Source organism: Sphaerisporangium cinnabarinum, from assembly GCF_055567015.1.
This window is the reverse complement of record NZ_JBVHRG010000007.1, coordinates 158,895-176,098: the sequence shown is the minus strand read 5'-3', so window position 1 is coordinate 176,098 and position 17,204 is coordinate 158,895. Positions and strand designations below refer to the sequence as shown.

The following is a 17,204-nucleotide window of genomic DNA, read 5'->3' as shown; positions in this document are numbered from 1 at the left end:
CGCACGGGTCGCGGGTCTCGCAGGGTACGCCTGCCGCCCGACGGCGCGACACCGCGTCTCGCGACCGGCTCACCGGCCGCGGGTCAGCCCGACCAGCCGAGGTTGCGCGCCATGCGCTCGAGCGTCGCGACCGTCCGCGCGTACTCCTCGCGGCTCACGCCCTGCGCGACGCGCTCGCGCGCGACCGACACCGCGTCGAGCAGGTCGTGGTACGCGTGGTTGCCCGCGACCGTCACGGACAGCCCCTGGTCGCCGCGCGCGACCCAGCCGCGGCGCACGAGGTCGTCGATCTCCGCCGTCACGGCGCTCGCGCCGCCCGCCGCGGCACCCGTGAAGGGTGACAGCACGCCGTCGACGCTCGTCTCCTCGCTCACGCCGTCGCGGATGGTGTTGAGCACCTGCCAGTGCCGGCGCGTGAGGCCCGAGTGCTGGAAGACGCCGTCGAGGTTCTCGTCGATGAGCCGGTCCACGAGCTTGAGCCAGTACCCGATGGGGCGTCCGGCGTCCGCGCCGGAGGGGGTCGTGGGCGGTGTCTGGTCCTCGGTCATGGGCTGCCTCCCGGTCGGATCACGGCTGGCCCCACTCTCGCACCCGCGCTCCCCCGGTGCCCGCCGGGGGTGGCAGAGTGGGCGCATGACCGAGAGCACCCCCGCGCCGCGCCGCGCGCTGATCGTCGTCGACGTCCAGCCCACGTTCTGCGAGGGCGGCGAGCTGGGCGTCGAGGGCGGGAACGCCGTCGCCGAGCGCATCGCCGAGCACGCGCGCGACCACCGCGACGCGTACGACCTCGTCGTGACCACCCAGGACTGGCACGTCGACCCGGGCCAGCACTGGAGCCCCGACCCGGACTTCGTCGACACCTGGCCGCCGCACGGGATCGCGGGCACCCCGAACGCCGAGCTGCACCCGGCGCTCGCCGACCTGGCGCCCGACGCCGGGGTGAAGAAGGGCGAGTACCAGGCCGCCTACTCGGGCTTCGAGGGCGTCGACGTCGCGGGCCGCCCGCTCGCGGACCTGCTGCGCGACGCCGGGATCGAGGCTGTCGACGTCGTCGGCATCGCCGAGTCCCACTGCGTGCGGGCGACCGCGCTCGACGCGCACGCGCTCGGCCTCGCGACGCGGGTCCTCACCGACCTCACCGTGCCGGTCACGCCCGAGCTCGGTGCCGCCGCGCGCGAGGAGCTCGCCGCGGCGGGCGTCGCGCTCGTGCCGAGCGACGCCGTCGGGCGCTGAGCACCGCGGGCGCGGGCCCGGCCACCCTGCGGGGCGCCCGGCCCGTGCTCACCCGCGGCGTGCGTCGAGCGCCGCGGCGTACAGGTCGCGCTTGGGCACCCCGGCGCCCTGGGCGACGTCCGCGACCACGTCCTTGAGCCGCTCCCCGCCGTCGACACGCGCCAGGACGGCGGGGACGAGCTCCGCGAGCGGCACGGGCCCGCGCGGCGGCGCCCCGCCGACCACCACGCAGATCTCCCCGCGCAGCTGCTCCTGCCCCGCGTGCTCCGCGAGCTCGGCGAGCGGACCGCGCAGCACCTCCTCGTACGTCTTGGTCAGCTCGCGCGCGACGGCGGCCGGCCGGTCCGGGCCGAACGCGTCGGCCATCGCGACGAGCGTCTCCGCGACGCGGTGCGGCGCCTCGAAGAACACGAGCGTGCGCGGCTCGTCGACGAGCGCCGCGAGCGCGCGTGACCGGTCCCCCGCCTTGCGGGGCAGGAAGCCCTCGAAGCAGAACCGGTCCGTCGGGAGCCCCGAGAGCGCGAGAGCGGTGAGGACCGCGCTCGGGCCGGGCGCCGTCGTCACGGGGAGACCGCGCTCGACCGCGCGGCCCACGACGCGGAAGCCCGGGTCGGACACGCTCGGCATCCCCGCGTCCGACACGACGAGCACCGTGCCGCCGCCGTCGACGACGTCGAGCAGGTCGTCGGCGCGCTCCGCCTCGTTGTGCTCGTGGAAGCTCACGACCCGCCCGCCCACCTGGACGCCGAGGCGACCCGCGAGCGCGTGCAGGCGGCGCGTGTCCTCCGCCGCGACGACGTCGGCCTCCGCGAGCAGACGGCGCAGGCGCGGGCTCGCGTCCTCCGCGTTCCCGATGGGCGTGCCGCCGAGGACGAGTTGCCCGGCCTCCCGCCGGGTCGTGGGCGCGTCGGGGCCGGGCACGTCGGTCGAGGAGGACATGGCTCCCAGGGTTGCACACGTGCGCGGCCCTACGATGGCCAGCGTGTCCCAGCCGCCCGCCGACGCGACCCCCGGCCCTCGTCCCCCGGCCGACGCCACCGACGCGCCGCCCGGCACGGGCGACGACGCCGAGCTTCGGCCGGTGCCCGACCTGCCGGTCGACGAGCACCCCGCGGGTCACGACGGTGCTCCGCCGTCGGCCGTGACGACGGACGACGGCCCCACGCAGAGCCACCGCGAGCGGCTCCTCCTCGCGCTGCTCGGCCCACGACGGCTCGCGCTCGGCGCGACCGCGCACGACCGGCTGTGGGGGTGGCTCGGGGTCGCGATCGTCGCCGTCGTCGCGGCGGTGCTGCGGCTGTGGAACCTCGGCCGGCCCGGCACCCTCGTGTTCGACGAGACGTACTACGTCAAGCACGCGTGGACGCTGCTCCAGGTCGGGTACGAGGCCGACTGGCCCGAGGAGCCGAACCCGGCGTTCGAGGCCGGGGACGTGAACTCGTTCCTGCCCACGGCCGACTACGTGGTCCACCCGCCGCTCGGCAAGTGGATGATCGCGCTCGGCATGAAGGCGCTCGGCGGGGCCGAGAACCCGTGGTCGTGGCGGATCGCGTCCGCCGTCGTCGGGGTGGTCGCCGTCGTGCTCGTCGCGCGCATCGCGCGCCGGCTGTTCGCCTCGACGGCGATGGGCATCGTCGCGGGTGCGCTCATGGCCGTGGACGGCGAGGCGATCGTCCACTCCCGCACCGGCCTGCTCGACAACATGCTCATGCTCTGGGTGCTCGTCGCGTTCGGCTGCCTCCTGCTCGACCGCGAGCAGGCGAGGCGACGCCTCGCCGAGCGCTGCGCGGCGATCCTCGACGCGGGCGGGCGCATCGGCCGCTACGGCCCGGGGCTCGGGTGGCGGTGGTGGCGGTTCGCCGCGGCCGTCGCGCTCGGGCTCGCGTGCGGGGTCAAGTGGTCCGGCCTGTACTTCCTCGCGGTGCTCGCGGTCGTCTCCGTGCTCTGGGACGCGACGGCGCGGCGCACCGCGGGCGTCGGGCGCTGGTGGGAGGACGCGCTCGTGCGCGACGCGATCCCGGCCGCGCTCGTCATGCTCCCCACCGCCGCGCTCACGTACGTCGCGACGTGGACGTCGTGGTTCCGGTCCCCCGGCGCGTACATGCGCCAGTGGGCCGTCGACCACCCCGGGGAGGGCGTCGGATGGCTGCCCCCGGCGCTGCGCTCGCTGTGGGAGTACCACCTGAAGATGTGGGACTTCCACACGGGGCTCACGTCCGAGCACACGTACGAGGCGCACCCGCTCGGCTGGATCCTCCAGTGGCGGCCCACGTCCTTCTACTGGCGCTCGTACGAGGCCGGCGAGGCGGGCTGCGAGGTCGAGCGGTGCGCGCGGGCGATCACGTCGCTCGGCAACCCCGTCCTGTGGTGGACGGCGGCGCTCGCGATCCTCGTCGCGCTCTACGCGCTCGTCCGGCTCAAGGACTGGCGCGCGCTCGCCGTGCTCAGCGGGCTCGTCGCCGGCTGGGCGCCGTGGTTCCTCTACGCCGAGCGGACGATCTTCACGTTCTACTCGATCGTGTTCCTGCCGTGGGTCGTGCTCACGCTCGTCTACGCGATCACGCTCGCGCTCGAGCGCACGGAGGGCCGGGCCGTCGCCCGGGCCCGCGTGCGCGTCGGGATCACGGTGCTCCTCACGACGATCGGCGCCGTGAGCGTGTTCTTCTACCCGATCTGGACGGCGTGGCAGGTGCCGTACTGGTTCTGGCGCATGCACATGTGGCTGCCCACGTGGATCTGACGCGCTGCCGGCCTCACTGGTAGCTGACGAAGTCCGGGGTCGGGCTGATCCCCCACGTCTGCTCGGGCGTGAGCATGGGCGCGTCCTCGTCGTAGAAGTTCTTCCAGCCCCAGAACAGCCCCGCCGGAGCGTCCCGGTGCAGCGTGGACCACGTGGCGGCCTTCGCCTCCTGGCCGCCCTGGCCGTCGGCGTGGACGACGGTCGCGAGCTCGGGGTGCGCGGTGTCGAGGCGCGCGCGGTCGGTGATCATCGACGTCCGGAACTGGTGCAGCAGGAAGACCTTCTGCGGGAGGTCGCGCTCGCGCACGAGGCCCGCGAGGTAGTCGCCGACGGCGTTGACCTCGTCCACCCCGACGGAGCCGATCTGGGCGAGGTGCACCTGGTCGGGGCCGAGGCGCCACTCCGGGTCGAGCGCGACGCCGACGTGCGGCTGCGCCACGAGGTCTTCGTACGCGCGCACCTGCGTGAGGAAGTCGGTGCGGCCCGGCTGGAAGTCCAGCACGACGTACACCCCCGCCTCGCGCGCGGCGTCCACGTAGGGGCGCGCGAGGTCGGCGGCACGCTCGTTGGAGTAGTTGCCGTCGGAGCCCGCGGAGCCGGAGGCGACCGTCGTGATGATCTCGAGCGTCGGGACCACGGGCTCGTCCGTGAACCCCTGGTACCAGGCGGCGTGCTCCTGGGCGCGAGCGATCGTCGCGGCGACGTCCTGCTCGCCGAGCACGCCGAGCACCGGTGCCCCCGGCGACCCGTAGAGCGCCACGTAGCGCTTGCCGGGCAGGGCGAGCTGCCCGCCGCCGGGCAGCTCCGTGCCCGTCGCGGCCGCCTCGACGCGCCACGCGAGGTCGTCCGGGCTGCCGAACGACGCCCCGAGGCCGACGGTCGCCGTCGCCCCGGCCGCGGCGACCGCCTGGACGGCCTCGGACGTGGTGCGGGGGTCGCCGCCGGGGGCGTCGACCACCGTCGCGCCCGACGCGCGGGCTGTCGCGGCCGCCGGTCGGGCCGCGCTCCCGGTCGCGGGGTCCGTGAGCGCGAGGACGCCGGTCGACGTCTCGGCGGTGCCCGTCGCCGGCACGTCCTGGACCGCGAGGTCGGCGGCGCCCGCGAGCGACTCCTCGTCGACGGCCCCGTCCGGCGCGACGGCCGCCGGGTCGACGTGCACTGCGGTGACGTCGCCGAGACCGGGGACGCTCGTCCCCTCCGGCGCGACGACGACCGCCGCGGCGGCGTCGAGACGCGCCAGCTCGTCGGCGAGCGCCGCGTCGTCCCCGGCGACGAGGACCGGGGCGACGACCCGCTCGGCCAGCGCCCCGGCGACGCCGACCGCGACGGCGTCCTCGGCGACGTCGGCCGGCACGACGACCGCGACCGGCGCGGTCGTGAAGAACGTGCGGCTCGCCGCGAGGGCGAGCGCGGCGGGGTCCTCCTCGGCGAGGGTGACGACGCCCTCGGGCGCCGCGGCGCGCGCGCCGTCGGCCTCGACGGCAGGTGCCGCGGTGCTCGCGGCGGGGTCCGGGTCCCCGCCCGTGCACGCGGCGAGCGCGGTCGCCAGGGTGAGCGTGGCGGCGAGCGCGACCGCACGACGGCGGGCGCCGCGCCGGCCCGTGCGGGTACCGGGACGCGCGGTGGAGGAGGGAGATCCGGTCGGGTCGTCGTGGCGGGAGGCGGACAGGGTCACGAAGGCCATCGATCGATGGTCCGTCAGCGGTCACCCGCCTCGCGACCGCTGGCGGGGTTTTCCCCGGTGACGTCCGCCACCCCGCGGGCGTCGCCCGCCTGCGTCACCAGTCGACCTGCTCCGAGGGGTGGAACGCGGTGCCGGTGCGTCGCCACGCGTGCGCCTCGCGCGCGACGCGGCGGCGGTAGTCGTCCCAGTCCTTGCGGTCGGGGGCCGTCCACGCGACCTCCGCGACGGCGGTCAGGCGCGGCAGGAGCATCGTGAACAGCGCGTCGAGCGTGGGGATGCGCTCCGTCCAGACCGCGGCCTCCACGCCCTCGATCGCGTCGGCCGGCATCCCCGGGACCGCCTGCTCGGGCTCCCAGTCGTACGCGTCGCGCACCTCGACGAGCCCCGCCCAGTCCTGGCCGAGCGGGAAGTCGGCCGTGTACTTCATGTCCAGGTAGACGCGGTTCGCGGGCGACATGATGACGCGCGCTCCCGCCGTCGCGGCGTCGACGAGGTACGTGAGGTCCATGGGGTGGGTGTCCCAGTACTGCACGAGCGTGCCCGGACGCAGCGGCGCCTTCGCCGCCTCCTGCCACGCGACGGGCTTCCTGCCCGCCTCGAGGATCAGCCGCTCGCACAGCTCGACGAACCGCGCGTACTCGGCGGGCTCCATCTTCAGCACCTCGTCACCGCCGAGGTGCACGTGCTCGCCGTCGGTCGCGTGCGCGAGGTCCGTGAAGACGTCGCGCAGGAAGGGCTCGGTGGCCGGGAGGTCGAACGTCAGGCGCGAGAAGCCCACCTCGATGCCGGAGTAGGCGTCCGTGGGGACGCCGTCGGGCATGAGGTCGCCGTACACGTGGGTCGCCGCGTTGATGTGGCCCGGCACGTCGATCTCCGGCACGACACGCACGAAGCGCTCGGCGGCGTGGTCCTGCAGGGCGCGGAAGTCGGCGAGCGAGAGGTGGCCGCCCGTCCCCCCGGACGTGTCGCCGCCCGAGGACAGCTTGGCGAGCTCGGGCCGCGACGGCGACTCGATGCGCCAGCCCTGGTCGTCCGTGAGGTGCAGGTGCAGCACGTTGAGCTTGTACGCCGCCACGACGTCGACCACGGCCCGCAGCGCGTCCAGCCCGAAGAACGTGCGCGCCACGTCCACGGAGAGGCCGCGCCAGGGGTAGCGCGGCGCGTCGTGCACGACGACGTACGGCACCCGCGCGGGCGCGCCGTCGCCCGCCGGGACGACGAGCTGGCGCAGCGTCTGCACCGCGTGGAAGAGCCCCGCCGGTCCGGGCGCCGTGGCGGTCACCCCGCCGGCGTCGACGACGAGGCTGTAGCGCTCGGGGCTCGTGGAGCCCTGCGGACCGGCCGACCCGTCGACGCGCAGCACGAGCGCGGTGCGCCCTCCGTCAGCGGCGGACGGGCCGGCGGCGGGGTCGTCGTGGGTCGCGGTGACGCCGTCGAGGCCGGAGAGGAGGCCCGCGGCGAGGTCGGCGAGCCACGGGGCGGCGCCGTCGAGCCCGACCGCGTGGACCTCCAGGGCGCCGGCGGGCACGTGGCCCTCGCCGGGCTCGACGTGCAGGGGCTGGGGGATGATCGAGACCATCAGGTACCTCGTCGTCTGGGTCTGGTCGAATCGATTCGGCTTTTGCGAGCGCCACACCCTAACCCGCCTGCGCGGGACCGACCAAGTGCCCGACCGGGCGGACCCGTCAGCGCGACGGCGCCACGTAGCGCGGGCTCGGGTCGAGCGACAGGACGCCCTCGACGTCCCGCGCCGGGTCCGCCGAACCCGTGGTCCAGCCGCCCACCACGCCCGCCGGCACGTCGTCGAGCAGCGTCCCCCACTCGCGCGCGCGGGCGCCGAAGCCCGACTGCGAGGTCGGCTGGAGCACGACGGCGGCCTCGCCCGCCCCCACGTCGAGCGCGGCGGCGTCGAGCACCGCCTCGGCGTCGGGTCGCTGCACGACGACGAGCTTCTGCGGCAGGCCCTGCGTGCGCACGACCTCCCCGACGGCGTCGATCGCGGCGCTGAGCTCCGCAGCGCCCACCGTGCCCGCGCGCGACCCCTCCCCTGCACGACGCGCGTCGACCGCGAGCGCGACGCCCACGGTCGGGCGTGCGAGCACGTCCGCGTACTCGGCGACCTGCTCGTCGAAGCTCGCTCGGCCGGGCTCCAGGCGCAGCACCACGAGCACCCCGGCGGCCGCCGCGGTGTCGACGAGCGGCACGAGCTCCTCGGCGGGGATCTCCGTCGAGTAGTCGCGGTCCGCGCCCGGGTTCGACGACGCCCGCGTGGCCGGCACCTCGAGCACCGGGACCACCACGTCCTCCGGGGCCGCCTCGGCGTACGCCGCCGCCGCCTCCTGCGCGCGCGTGACGGCCTCCGACGCCGAACGCTCCCCCACCGCCACGAGGCCCGACGTCACGGCGTCCGCCTCGACCGCGACGTACCGGACGCCGTCGGCGAGGACGAGCTGGGAACCGCTGGGGAGCAGGTCGCCCGCCTCGGCCGACCGCAGCCGCCACGCGAGGTCGTCGGCCGTGCCGAAGCCCTCGCCGATGCCGACGACCGCGAGCGCTTTCGCGGCCGAGATCGCGTCGACGACCTCCGCGGACGCCCGCGGGTCGCCCTGCGGCACCTCGAGCGGCACGGCCCCCGCGGCGCGCGCGGTCGCGATGGCCGCGGACTGCGGCCCGCCGGGCGTCGCGAGGCTCCCGGGCTCCGTGAGGGCGAGGACCTCGGTCAGCGTCTCCGGCTCGCCCCGCTCGGGCAGCGCGGAGCGGACCTCGTCGAGGTCGCGCTCGTCGAGCGTCCCGTCGGGCAGGAGCGCCCCGACCTCGAGCAGGACGCGCTCGACGCCGTCGACGTCGCCCAGGGTTGCTCGCGCGGGCTCCTCGCCCGCGTCCTCCTGGCCGGGAGGCGCCTCCGCCTCGCCCACCTCGACGACGGCGACCGTGCCGAGCCGGCTCAGCTCGGTGCGCAGCCCGCCGTCCGAGATGGCGCCGCCCACGAGGAGCACGGGCGCGGCGAGATCGACGGCGGCCGCGGCCGCGGTCGCGCGCGCGGCCTCGTCGTCGGCCGTGGCGAGCACGACGACGGGCGCGTTGGTGAAGAACGCCTGGCTGCTCGTCAGCGCGAGCTCCGCCGGCTCGGTCGAGCCGAGCACGAGGACGCCGTCGCTCGGCTCCGCAGCGCGGGCGACGAGCCCGGTCTCGCCCGAGGACGGCCCGTCGGCCTTCGCGGTCTCCGCGGCACAGCCGCCCAGTGCGACGACCGCACCGAGCGAGAGGACGACGGGGAGGGCGACAGGGACGAATCGGACCTTCCGAGTGTTCACGTCCCCATCATCGCGCACCCCGCGTGCCACGCAGACCGAGGGATGTGAGGGACTCGTGATGGTCGGACCCGGCCCGCGTGACCCGCACCACCTGCGCCGGTCGCCGGACGCGCGCGGAATCACAGGGCGCGCGGCGGCCCCGACCGGCATACTGGGCAGGCCCTGACCGAACGCCGAGGAGATCGCATGTCGACCCCCGACCAGCCCGACCAGAACCCGCAGCAGCCCGGCGGGACGCCGTCCGGCCCGCCCGCCTACGGCGCGCCGCAGTCCGGCGAGCCGCAGCAGCCGCCGCAGGCCCCGCAGTACGGCGCCCCGCAGGCCCCGCAGTACGGCGCCCCGCAGGCGCCCCAGTACGGCGCCCCGCAGGCGGGCACGCCGTCGTACGCCGCCCCGGGCCAGGACCCGGGCAAGACGATGGGGATCGTCGGCCTCGTGCTGTCGTTCCTCGGCTGCCTCTCGATCGTGGGTCTGATCCTCAGCATCGTGGCCTTCAACAAGTCGAAGAAGGCCGGCTACAAGAACGGCCTGGCGCTCGCCGGCATCATCGTCGGCGCGATCGTGCTCGTCCTGACGATCATCGGCTCGATCGTGTTCTTCAGCACCGTCGGCGCCGTGACGCAGGAGGTCCTCGACGCCTGCTCCGGCGTGCCGTCCGGCACGGTCGTCGAGGTGCGTGGCGAGCCCGTCACCTGCCCCTGACCTCCCGGCGGCGACGCCGCTCCGCGAAGGCCCTCACCGCTCGGTGGGGGCCTTCGTCGTGCCCGCGGCGGCAGCGGCGGCCACCGGCTCGCTGTCGGCGGACGTCCGCGGCGCGCCGCCCCGCCGCGCCGTACCGACCGCGCATCCCGACGACGCCCGCCTCCCCCGGCGCCCGGTGCGGCTGCTTGCCCCTGCCGCGCATCGCGCGAGACCGCAGACGACGCGTGGGCGAACGAGGCCGACGCGTATCGCCGACGTGGGGTGGGACGCCTGGCCCCGGGAGCTGCGCGCGGCGACCGGGGCGAGCCGGGACGCGAGCTTCGACCTGGACGCCGCACCGACCACGCGTCCGCTGCAGGCGACCGTGCACGAGCTGGCGGTCACCGACGTCGTCCGTGCCGTCCAGGTCTCGTGAGCCGCGCCGCGGAGCAGCCGGGACGCCCGACGACGAGCGCTCCGCGACATGCGGAAGGCCGCCGGTCAGGACTCTTGTCCTGGCCGACGGCCTTCCACCGGTGGAGCTAGGGGGATTCGAACCCCCGACCTTCTCATTGCGAACGAGACGCGCTACCAACTGCGCCATAGCCCCTCAAGCGAGGAACAGATTAGCACCCCGAGGGCGGGGTCTCGCAAACCGGCCGCCCCCGGGGGGTCTACTGGCCCGCCGCCCGACGGCGCGCCAGGATCTCGTTGAGGTCGAGACCGAGCGTCTCCGTGGAGGGCTTGCGCTCGTCGCCCGCGGCGGGCGCCGGGGCGCCCGACGGGGCAGCGTCTGCGACGGCCGCGACCACGGGCTCGACGCGGGCCGACCGCGTCGGCGAGACGACGTCGTCGTCCGTGAGCGGGGCGGGCTCGCGGCGAGGAGCCGTGGGCTTCATGGTGTACGTCGGCGGGGGCACCGGCACGGGGTCCCACGCGCGGCCCGTCGGGACGCGCTCCGCGTCGACGACCTCGGCCTCGACGACCGGGGCCGTCTCGCGAGCGGTGGTCGGCTCGTCGGACGCTGGGGCGGGCTCCTCGGAGGCCGGGCCCTCGGTCGCACCGGACGCGGTGACCCGCTCGCGGGACGACGCGGCAGGCGCGCCCGCGTCGGCCGACGCCGCGGCGTTGGCCCGCGCGAGGTCCTGCGGCGTGACGCGCGGGATCATCTGCGTGCTCACCTGCGACCCGTGGACGGCGCGGCCGGTGACGCGCGGCCGCGCGCCCCGGGGTGCGGGCGGTGCGCCGAGCACGGCGCCGCGCGCCGCGCGGGCCGCGGCACGACGCTCGGCCAGCCACGCGGCGTCGGACCGCTGCGCGGCGAGCACCGCACGACGGCCGAGCACGAGCACCAGCCCGAGGAACGCCGTCGGGACCACGCCCGCCCACCACGGGACGAGCCCGAGCGCGACGACGACCCACACCCCGACGGTCGCGAGGAGCAGCACGACCGTGAGCGTGAGACGACGGCGTGCCGCGGCGGCGCGCCGCTCGAGGAGCTCGAGGCGGGACTGCTCGGAGGCCGGCTGACGGCGCGGCGGTGCCCCGCGCGAGGGTGACGCGCTGACGGTGCTCCCCATGGCGTGCGTTCCCTCCTCGTCGTGCGTCCGGTCCTCGGACCGGCCCTGCGTCCCCGTTCCCGTTCCCCCGAGCAGGGGGCGCCCTCCGCCACCGGCGGGACCGGAGGCGATCGCCGCGGCCGTCGTGACGCCGTCGAGCCGGGCGTCCCAGCGGTCGAAGCCCCCGCCGCCCGGGCCGGCGACGGCCAGGACGCGCAGGGAGCCGGAGAAGCGGTCGTCCGTGCGCGCGTCCAGCAGCTGCTGCCGGTGACGCACCCGGTGCGGGACGTAGAAGCCGACCCACAGCAGGAACACCGCGAGCGCGACGATCCCCGAGGCCGATTCCACATCACGACCGTAGGCGAGGCCCGCGGCCACGCTCCGCACGCGCCCCGGCGTGTCGGGCGGCTCAGATGCTCTCGCGGCGCGTCGCCTGCCAGCGCGCGAGGAGCCCGTCCGGGACCTCCTCGCTCGTGACGGCGAACGTCCGGTGGTCGCGCCACTCCCCCTGGATGTGCAGGTACCGCTCGCGGACGCCCTCGTCGCGCAGGCCCAGCTTCTCCACGACGCGCAGGCTCGGGCCGTTCTCCGGGCGGATGTTGATCTCGATCCGGTGCAGCCCGAGGATCGTGAAGCAGTAGTCCGTGGCCATCGCGACGGCGGTCGGGATGACGCCGCGGCCCGCGACGTGCTCGCTTACCCAGTAGCCGATGCTCGCACCGCACAGCGAGCCGTACGTGATGGACGACACGGTGAGCTGGCCGACGAGCTCGCCGTCCAGCTCGACGGCGAACGGCAGCGAGGACCCGGCGCGCGCCTGGGCCGACAGGACCCGGACGTACTCCGCGAACGTGGGCGGTCCGCCCGGCGTGCCGGGGCGGGGCGACGTGCCCTCCCACCGCTCCAGCCAGTCGGCGTTGCGGGCGCGCAGGCGCATCCAGGCGTTCGCGTCCCGACGCCGCAGCGGGCGCAGGACGACGGACCCGCCCAGCGTGTCGTCCCGCAGCGTCACGGGCCACGGCTTGGCGACGGTCCAGCCGCGGGCGATCTTGTGGGTCATGCGGCGGTGTACCGTCCTCGGCCTGTCGGTGGGCGTGGCGACGAGGACAGACGGTGCGCCCGACCCTCGGTGCACAGGGTGACACCACCGGGCGCCCGCGCGCCACCGACCGGTGACGCGGGCACCCGGTGGTGTCACCCGTGCGCTGTCCCGCGATCAGCCCAGCGTGACGACGACCTTCGCCTCCGTGCCCGCGGGCAGCGCGGGGATCGGGCTCGCCGGGTCGTGCTCGACGCCGTCGACCGTCACCGAGCGCACGCCCTTCGACACGTGGTCCGGGTTGCGGACCTCGATGTCGTAGACGGCGCCGCGCCACTCACGACGCACCTCGAACCCGTCCCAGTCCTTCGGGATCGACGGGTCGACGACCAGGCCGTCGAGCGCGAGGCGGACGCCGAGGACGTACTTGGTCACGGCGGTGTACATCCAGCCGGCCGTGCCCGTGAGCCACGGGTTCTGCGCCTTGCCGAACCACTCGTGGTCGCGGCCGTAGAGGAACTGGACGTACGCGTACGGCTCCGCCCCGCGGACCTCGATGTTGTCGTTCTGGTGGTACGGCAGGATCGCGTCGTAGAACTGCACCGCCTCGTCGCCGCGCCCGAGCATCGCCTCGGCGATGATCGGCCACGCGTTCGGGTGGGAGAAGATCGCGGCGTTCTCCTTGATGCCCGGGTAGACGCGCGTCACGAAGCCGACGGTGTCGTCGACCTTCGTGAACGCCGGCCAGTTGAGGTGGTTGCCGTACTCGGAGCCCAGGAGCTCGCGCACCGCGTCCATCGACGCCTCGCCGCGCTCCTGGGTCGTGATCCCCGCGATGACGGGCCAGGCCTGGTGCTCGAGGAAGATCTTGCCCTCGTCGTTCTGCGCCGAGCCGATCTTCACGCCGTCGCGCGTGTAGCCGCGGATCCACCAGCGCCCGTCCCAGAGCTGCGCGTCCGCGACCTTCGCGATGCGCTCGCGCTCCGCCGTGAACCGGACGACGTCCGCCTCGGCCCGCTCGTCGCCCGCCGCCGCGAGCGGCTCCGCGACCTCGAGGAACGCGCCGATCGCCCACGCGTGGAGGAACGTCACGAGCGACGTCTCGCCGCCGCCGAGGTTGAGGCAGTCGTTCCAGTCGGCGCGCAGACCGAGCGCGACGCCGTTCTGGCCCACCTGCTCCGCGGAGAACTCGAGCGCGCGGACGAGGTGGTCGTAGACGGTCGCGGGCGTGCCCTCGGCGAACGGGATCTCCAGGTCGAGGAACGCGCGGTCGCCCGTCTCCTTGACGTACTCCACGACCGACGGCACGAGCCACAGGTGGTCGTCCGAGCACGTGTCCTCGAGGCCGTGGATGAGGTCCTTCGGGTCGACCGTCGGGACGATCGTGGGCGACGGGACGTCGGGCAGCTTCTCCGCGTCGGGGTCGAACGCCTTGGGGTCGAACAGGTGCAGGCCGTAGCCCGCCTCCGTCTGGGCCCGCAGGAGCTCGACGATGCGCTGCCGCGTCTTCGTGGGGTTCGAGTGGATGACGCTCATGACGTCCTGCGCGGTGTCGCGGTAGCCGAGCCCGGCGCGCCCGCCCACCTCGACGAACGACGCGAACCGCGACCACACGACGCACGTCTCCGCCTGGAGCAGCGTCCACGCGTTGATCATCGTGTTCATGCCCTCGTGGGGCGTGCGGATGCGCAGCTTGTCCTGCTTGGCGCGCCAGAAGTCGCGCAGGCGCTCGCGCTCGTGGTCCACCGCCGCGACGTCCGAGTACTTCGCCTGGATCGCTCGCCCGACCGCGTCACGCGAGCCGTAGCCGAGCATGAAGACGAGGCGCTTGGTCTCGCCCGGCGCGAGCGTCACCTTGTGCAGCAGCGCGCCGCAGTGGTTCTGCGTCGTCGCGCTCGCGTTGGTGCCCTCGCCCCGCTCGATCGCGATCGGGTTGCTCTCGGTGCGGTACGGGCCGACGAAGCTGTCGCGCAGCGAGTCGTACGACGACGGCGTCTCGCTCGACGCGAAGTAGTGGTACGTCCAGGGCTCGTAGTAGAAGTCGTACTCGATGATCCCGTCCTCGTACGAGGAGCCGGAAGCGTAGAGCGACATCTGCAGGTTCTGGTTGTCGATCGTGATCGTGTGGAACGAGAACTCGACGTACGACCCGACGGTGAGCTCGCGCACCTCGTCCGTCGTGTTGGTGACGCGCACGTCCCACAGCTCGACGTCGTCGTCGAGGGGGATGAAGACCGTCTGCTCGGCGTCGATGCCCTTGTACTCGGCGCGGAACGTCGTGTAGCTCAGGCCGTGGCGCGTGGTCCAGCGCCCCGCGCCGCCGGCCGGGTCGAGCTCCTCGTCCGGCCCGACGAACGGCTTGCCGACCGGCTGCCAGGACACCGACCAGTAGTCGCCGTCCGCGTCGTCGCGCAGGTAGACGTAGTGGCCGGGGCGGTCGAGCGGCACCCCGTTCTGGCGGAAGCGCGAGATGCGCCCGTACTGCGAGCTCTTGTAGTACGAGTACCCGCCGCCGTGGTGCGACAGGACCGTGCACATGTCCTTGGTGCCGAGGTAGTTCGTCCACGAGACGGGGACGTCGGGGCGCTCGACGACGTACTCGTCGTGCGTGGTGTCGAAGTGGCCGTAGCGCATCGTTGCTCTGGTTCCTGTCCTGGGGTGGGGCTGGGGCTGGGTGCGGCGGGGGTGCCGGGTGGGGACGCGGACGTCAGACGCCGGCCGTGACGAACCCCTGCAGCCACTCGAGGAGCTCGGCGGCCTTCTCGGGGGTGTCTGCCTCGACGAACATGCGCAGGACGGGCTCGGTCCCGGAGAACCGCAGGAGCGCCCAGTTGTCGTTCTCGAGGAAGATCTTGGTGCCGTCGAGGTGGGAGACCGAGACGACCGGGTACGGCCCGACGTGCGTGAGGGGCTGCGCCTCGAGCCGGCGCGGCACCTCGACGCGCATCTCCGGGGTGGCCGGCACGCCCGCCTCGAGCGTGTACAGGCGACCGGTGATCTCGTAGAGCATCGCGCGCAGCTCGGAGATCCGCTTGCCCGTGCGCGCGAGCATCTCGGCCACCAGGGCGCACGCGAAGATGCCGTCCTTGCCGAGGATCCAGCCGCGGATCGTCAGGCCGCCCGACGACTCGCCGCCGAGCACCGCGCCGATCTCCTCCATGCCGGCCGTCACGTGCTTGAACCCGACCTTGACCTCGCGCGACTCCTCGCCGAAGTGCGCCGCGAGCCGGTCGAGCAGGTGCGTCGTCGCGAGGTTGCGCACCACGCCGCCCTTCTCCCCGCGGACCTCGTGCAGGTACCAGTACAGGAGGAGGAGCAGGTCGTTCGTCGAGATGTACTCGCCCGTCTCGTCGACGATCCCGATGCGGTCCGAGTCGCCGTCCGTCGCCATGCCGAGGTCGTAGCGGCCGCCGCCCTGCTGGATCATCGTCACGAGCGTGCTGAGGCGCTGGAGGTCCGGTGCCGGCGCGACGCCGCCGAACAGCGGGTTGTGCGCCGCGTGGATGAACTCCGACCGCACGCGCATGTCGGACAGGATGGTGCCGAGCGTGAGCTGGCTCGTGCCGTACATCGGGTCGACCACGACCTGGAGGTCCGAGCCGCGGACCGCCTCGACGTCGATGATCCGCTCGATCGCGTCGACGTACGGGTCCGTGAGCGACCGGTCGACGACGACGCCCGTGCGGCGGGCCACGTCGATGTCGAGCGTGATGACGTCGTCGACCGAGAGCGCGTTCGCCTCGTCCTGGTAGCGGTCCGTCTCGTCGTCGAGCGGGAGCGAGCCGTCCTGGCGGAACACCTTCATGCCGTTCCACTCGGGCGGGTTGTGGCTCGACGTGACGATGATGCCGTAGGCCGCCCCGAGGTAGGGCGCGGCGAACGTCACGAGCGGGGTCGGGACGTCGTCGGGCAGGAGGGTCACCGCGATGTTGTTGCCGGCGAAGACCTCGGCCGCGGCGATGGCCGACTCGCGCGAGAGGAAGCGGCGGTCGCCGCCGATCACGACGCCCTTCGCGTCCAGCCCCCGGCGGATCGTCTCGTTCGCGATGGCCTGGCACAGCCGGCGCACGTTGGCGAGCGTGTAGCCCTCGCCGATGACCGCGCGCCAGCCGCCGGTGCCGAACACGATCTTCGTGTCGGTGTTCTTCTTCGGCACGAACAGGCGCTTGAGGACGATGTCCGCCGCCTGGGCGAGCTCGTCCGGGGTGTTGATGCCGCGGACCTCGTCCACGTCGACGATGCGGTACGACGAGATGCGCTTGCCCGCCCCGATGACGCGGCGGGCGAGCTCGGTGAGCCGGTGCTCGCCGTCGGCCGCCATGCGCTCCAGCTCCCCGAACAGCAGGCGGGGGGCCGCGACGTACGCGCCCACGTTGATCTCGGTGCGCGGCTCGGGAGCGGCGTCCGCGACCTCGGACGACTCGAGGATCGCCGTGATCTCGCCCCCGGCGCGGACCACGCGCCCGTACCCGTCCGGGTCGTCGACGACGGCGGAGAGCAGCGACAGGTCGGCGCCCGTGAGGGTGTGCCGCGTGAGCAGCCCGAGGAGCGACTCGGAGCGCAGCAGCGGCGTGTCCGCGTAGGCGACGAGGACCGGCTCGTCGACGCCCGGCCCGAGCACCGACGCGACCGCCTCGCGCGCCGCGAGGACCGCGTCGCCCGTGCCGAGCGGCGACTCCTGCTCCACGTAGACGACGTCCTCGCCGAGCAGCTCGCGCACGGTCGGGTCGTCGGGCGACACGACCACGACGATGCGGCCCGCGTCCACGACGCGGCGGACGTTCGCGACCGCCAGCTCGACGACCGTCGCGTCGCCGAGCGGCCGCGACAGGAGCTCGCGCGACGCGTCGTCGTGGCCTGCGGCGAGCACGACGGCGGCGCGGCCCGTCCTCGGGTGGGCGCCCCCTCGCGGGGTGGTCGCGGTGGGGTTCGCGGTCGTCGCGGTCATGGCGTC

Annotated in this window: 13 protein-coding genes and 1 tRNA gene; 4 read left to right on the top strand and 10 right to left on the bottom strand. The window is 74.6% G+C overall.

Annotated features, from left to right (window positions below):
• Positions 1–83: 83 nt before the first annotated feature.
• Complete coding sequence (locus tag ACZ4MO_RS12080) at positions 84–548, bottom strand: winged helix DNA-binding protein (RefSeq protein WP_114553887.1); 465 nt, start codon at positions 546–548, stop codon at positions 84–86.
• An 85-nt stretch (positions 549–633) separates the two neighbouring features.
• Here ACZ4MO_RS12080 and ACZ4MO_RS12075 point away from each other — a divergent pair, with 85 nt between their 5' ends.
• Entirely contained in the window at positions 634–1,233 is a 600-nt protein-coding gene (locus tag ACZ4MO_RS12075) for an isochorismatase family protein (RefSeq protein WP_114553886.1), read from the top strand.
• A gap of 48 nt (positions 1,234–1,281) precedes the next feature.
• Here ACZ4MO_RS12075 and rsmI read toward each other — a convergent pair whose 3' ends face one another.
• Positions 1,282–2,172 (bottom strand): 16S rRNA (cytidine(1402)-2'-O)-methyltransferase, encoded by an 891-nt coding sequence (rsmI, locus tag ACZ4MO_RS12070; RefSeq protein WP_175008943.1) that lies wholly within the window; start codon positions 2,170–2,172, stop codon positions 1,282–1,284.
• A gap of 43 nt (positions 2,173–2,215) precedes the next feature.
• Between rsmI and ACZ4MO_RS12065 the strand changes: the two genes are divergently transcribed.
• Positions 2,216–3,973, top strand: coding sequence for a dolichyl-phosphate-mannose--protein mannosyltransferase (locus ACZ4MO_RS12065; protein WP_499278967.1), 1,758 nt, complete (start codon positions 2,216–2,218; stop codon positions 3,971–3,973).
• A gap of 13 nt (positions 3,974–3,986) precedes the next feature.
• On the opposite strand, the gene ACZ4MO_RS12060 is transcribed toward ACZ4MO_RS12065, so the two are convergent.
• From ACZ4MO_RS12060 to ACZ4MO_RS12050, 3 genes are all read right to left on the bottom strand, one after another.
• A complete protein-coding gene (locus ACZ4MO_RS12060) occupies positions 3,987–5,657 on the bottom strand; it encodes a hypothetical protein (RefSeq protein WP_255437206.1) in 1,671 nt (556 codons plus the stop codon).
• Between the two features lie 94 nt (positions 5,658–5,751).
• Positions 5,752–7,236 carry a family 20 glycosylhydrolase gene (locus ACZ4MO_RS12055; protein WP_175008945.1) on the bottom strand — a complete coding sequence of 495 codons (1,485 nt, stop codon included), beginning with the start codon at positions 7,234–7,236 and terminating at the stop codon, positions 5,752–5,754.
• 106 nt (positions 7,237–7,342) lie between these two features.
• The gene (locus ACZ4MO_RS12050; protein WP_175008946.1) at positions 7,343–8,971 is read right to left on the bottom strand and encodes a hypothetical protein; all 1,629 of its coding nucleotides are present in this window, start codon (positions 8,969–8,971) and stop codon (positions 7,343–7,345) included.
• Positions 8,972–9,157: 186 nt separating this feature from the next.
• Here ACZ4MO_RS12050 and ACZ4MO_RS12045 point away from each other — a divergent pair, with 186 nt between their 5' ends.
• Both ACZ4MO_RS12045 and ACZ4MO_RS12040 read left to right on the top strand, forming a co-directional pair.
• Positions 9,158–9,673, top strand: a complete 516-nt coding sequence (locus ACZ4MO_RS12045; RefSeq protein ID WP_074808066.1) for a DUF4190 domain-containing protein — start codon at positions 9,158–9,160, stop codon at positions 9,671–9,673.
• Between the two features lie 256 nt (positions 9,674–9,929).
• Positions 9,930–10,088: a hypothetical protein gene (locus ACZ4MO_RS12040; RefSeq protein WP_186810427.1), complete on the top strand. Its 159-nt coding sequence runs from the start codon at positions 9,930–9,932 to the stop codon at positions 10,086–10,088.
• A 101-nt stretch (positions 10,089–10,189) separates the two neighbouring features.
• Here ACZ4MO_RS12040 and ACZ4MO_RS12035 read toward each other — a convergent pair.
• From ACZ4MO_RS12035 to ACZ4MO_RS12015, 5 genes are all read right to left on the bottom strand, one after another.
• Positions 10,190–10,262, bottom strand: a tRNA-Ala gene (locus ACZ4MO_RS12035).
• 64 nt (positions 10,263–10,326) lie between these two features.
• A complete protein-coding gene (locus ACZ4MO_RS12030) occupies positions 10,327–11,559 on the bottom strand; it encodes a hypothetical protein (protein WP_175008947.1) in 1,233 nt (410 codons plus the stop codon).
• Between the two features lie 61 nt (positions 11,560–11,620).
• Positions 11,621–12,271, bottom strand: coding sequence for a GNAT family N-acetyltransferase (locus ACZ4MO_RS12025; RefSeq protein ID WP_021479886.1), 651 nt, complete (start codon positions 12,269–12,271; stop codon positions 11,621–11,623).
• Between the two features lie 156 nt (positions 12,272–12,427).
• Complete coding sequence (locus ACZ4MO_RS12020) at positions 12,428–14,884, bottom strand: GH36-type glycosyl hydrolase domain-containing protein (protein WP_175008948.1); 2,457 nt, start codon at positions 14,882–14,884, stop codon at positions 12,428–12,430.
• 73 nt (positions 14,885–14,957) lie between these two features.
• Positions 14,958–17,198, bottom strand: coding sequence for an NTP transferase domain-containing protein (locus ACZ4MO_RS12015; RefSeq protein ID WP_175008949.1), 2,241 nt, complete (start codon positions 17,196–17,198; stop codon positions 14,958–14,960).
• Between the last annotated feature and the right edge of the window lie 6 nt (positions 17,199–17,204).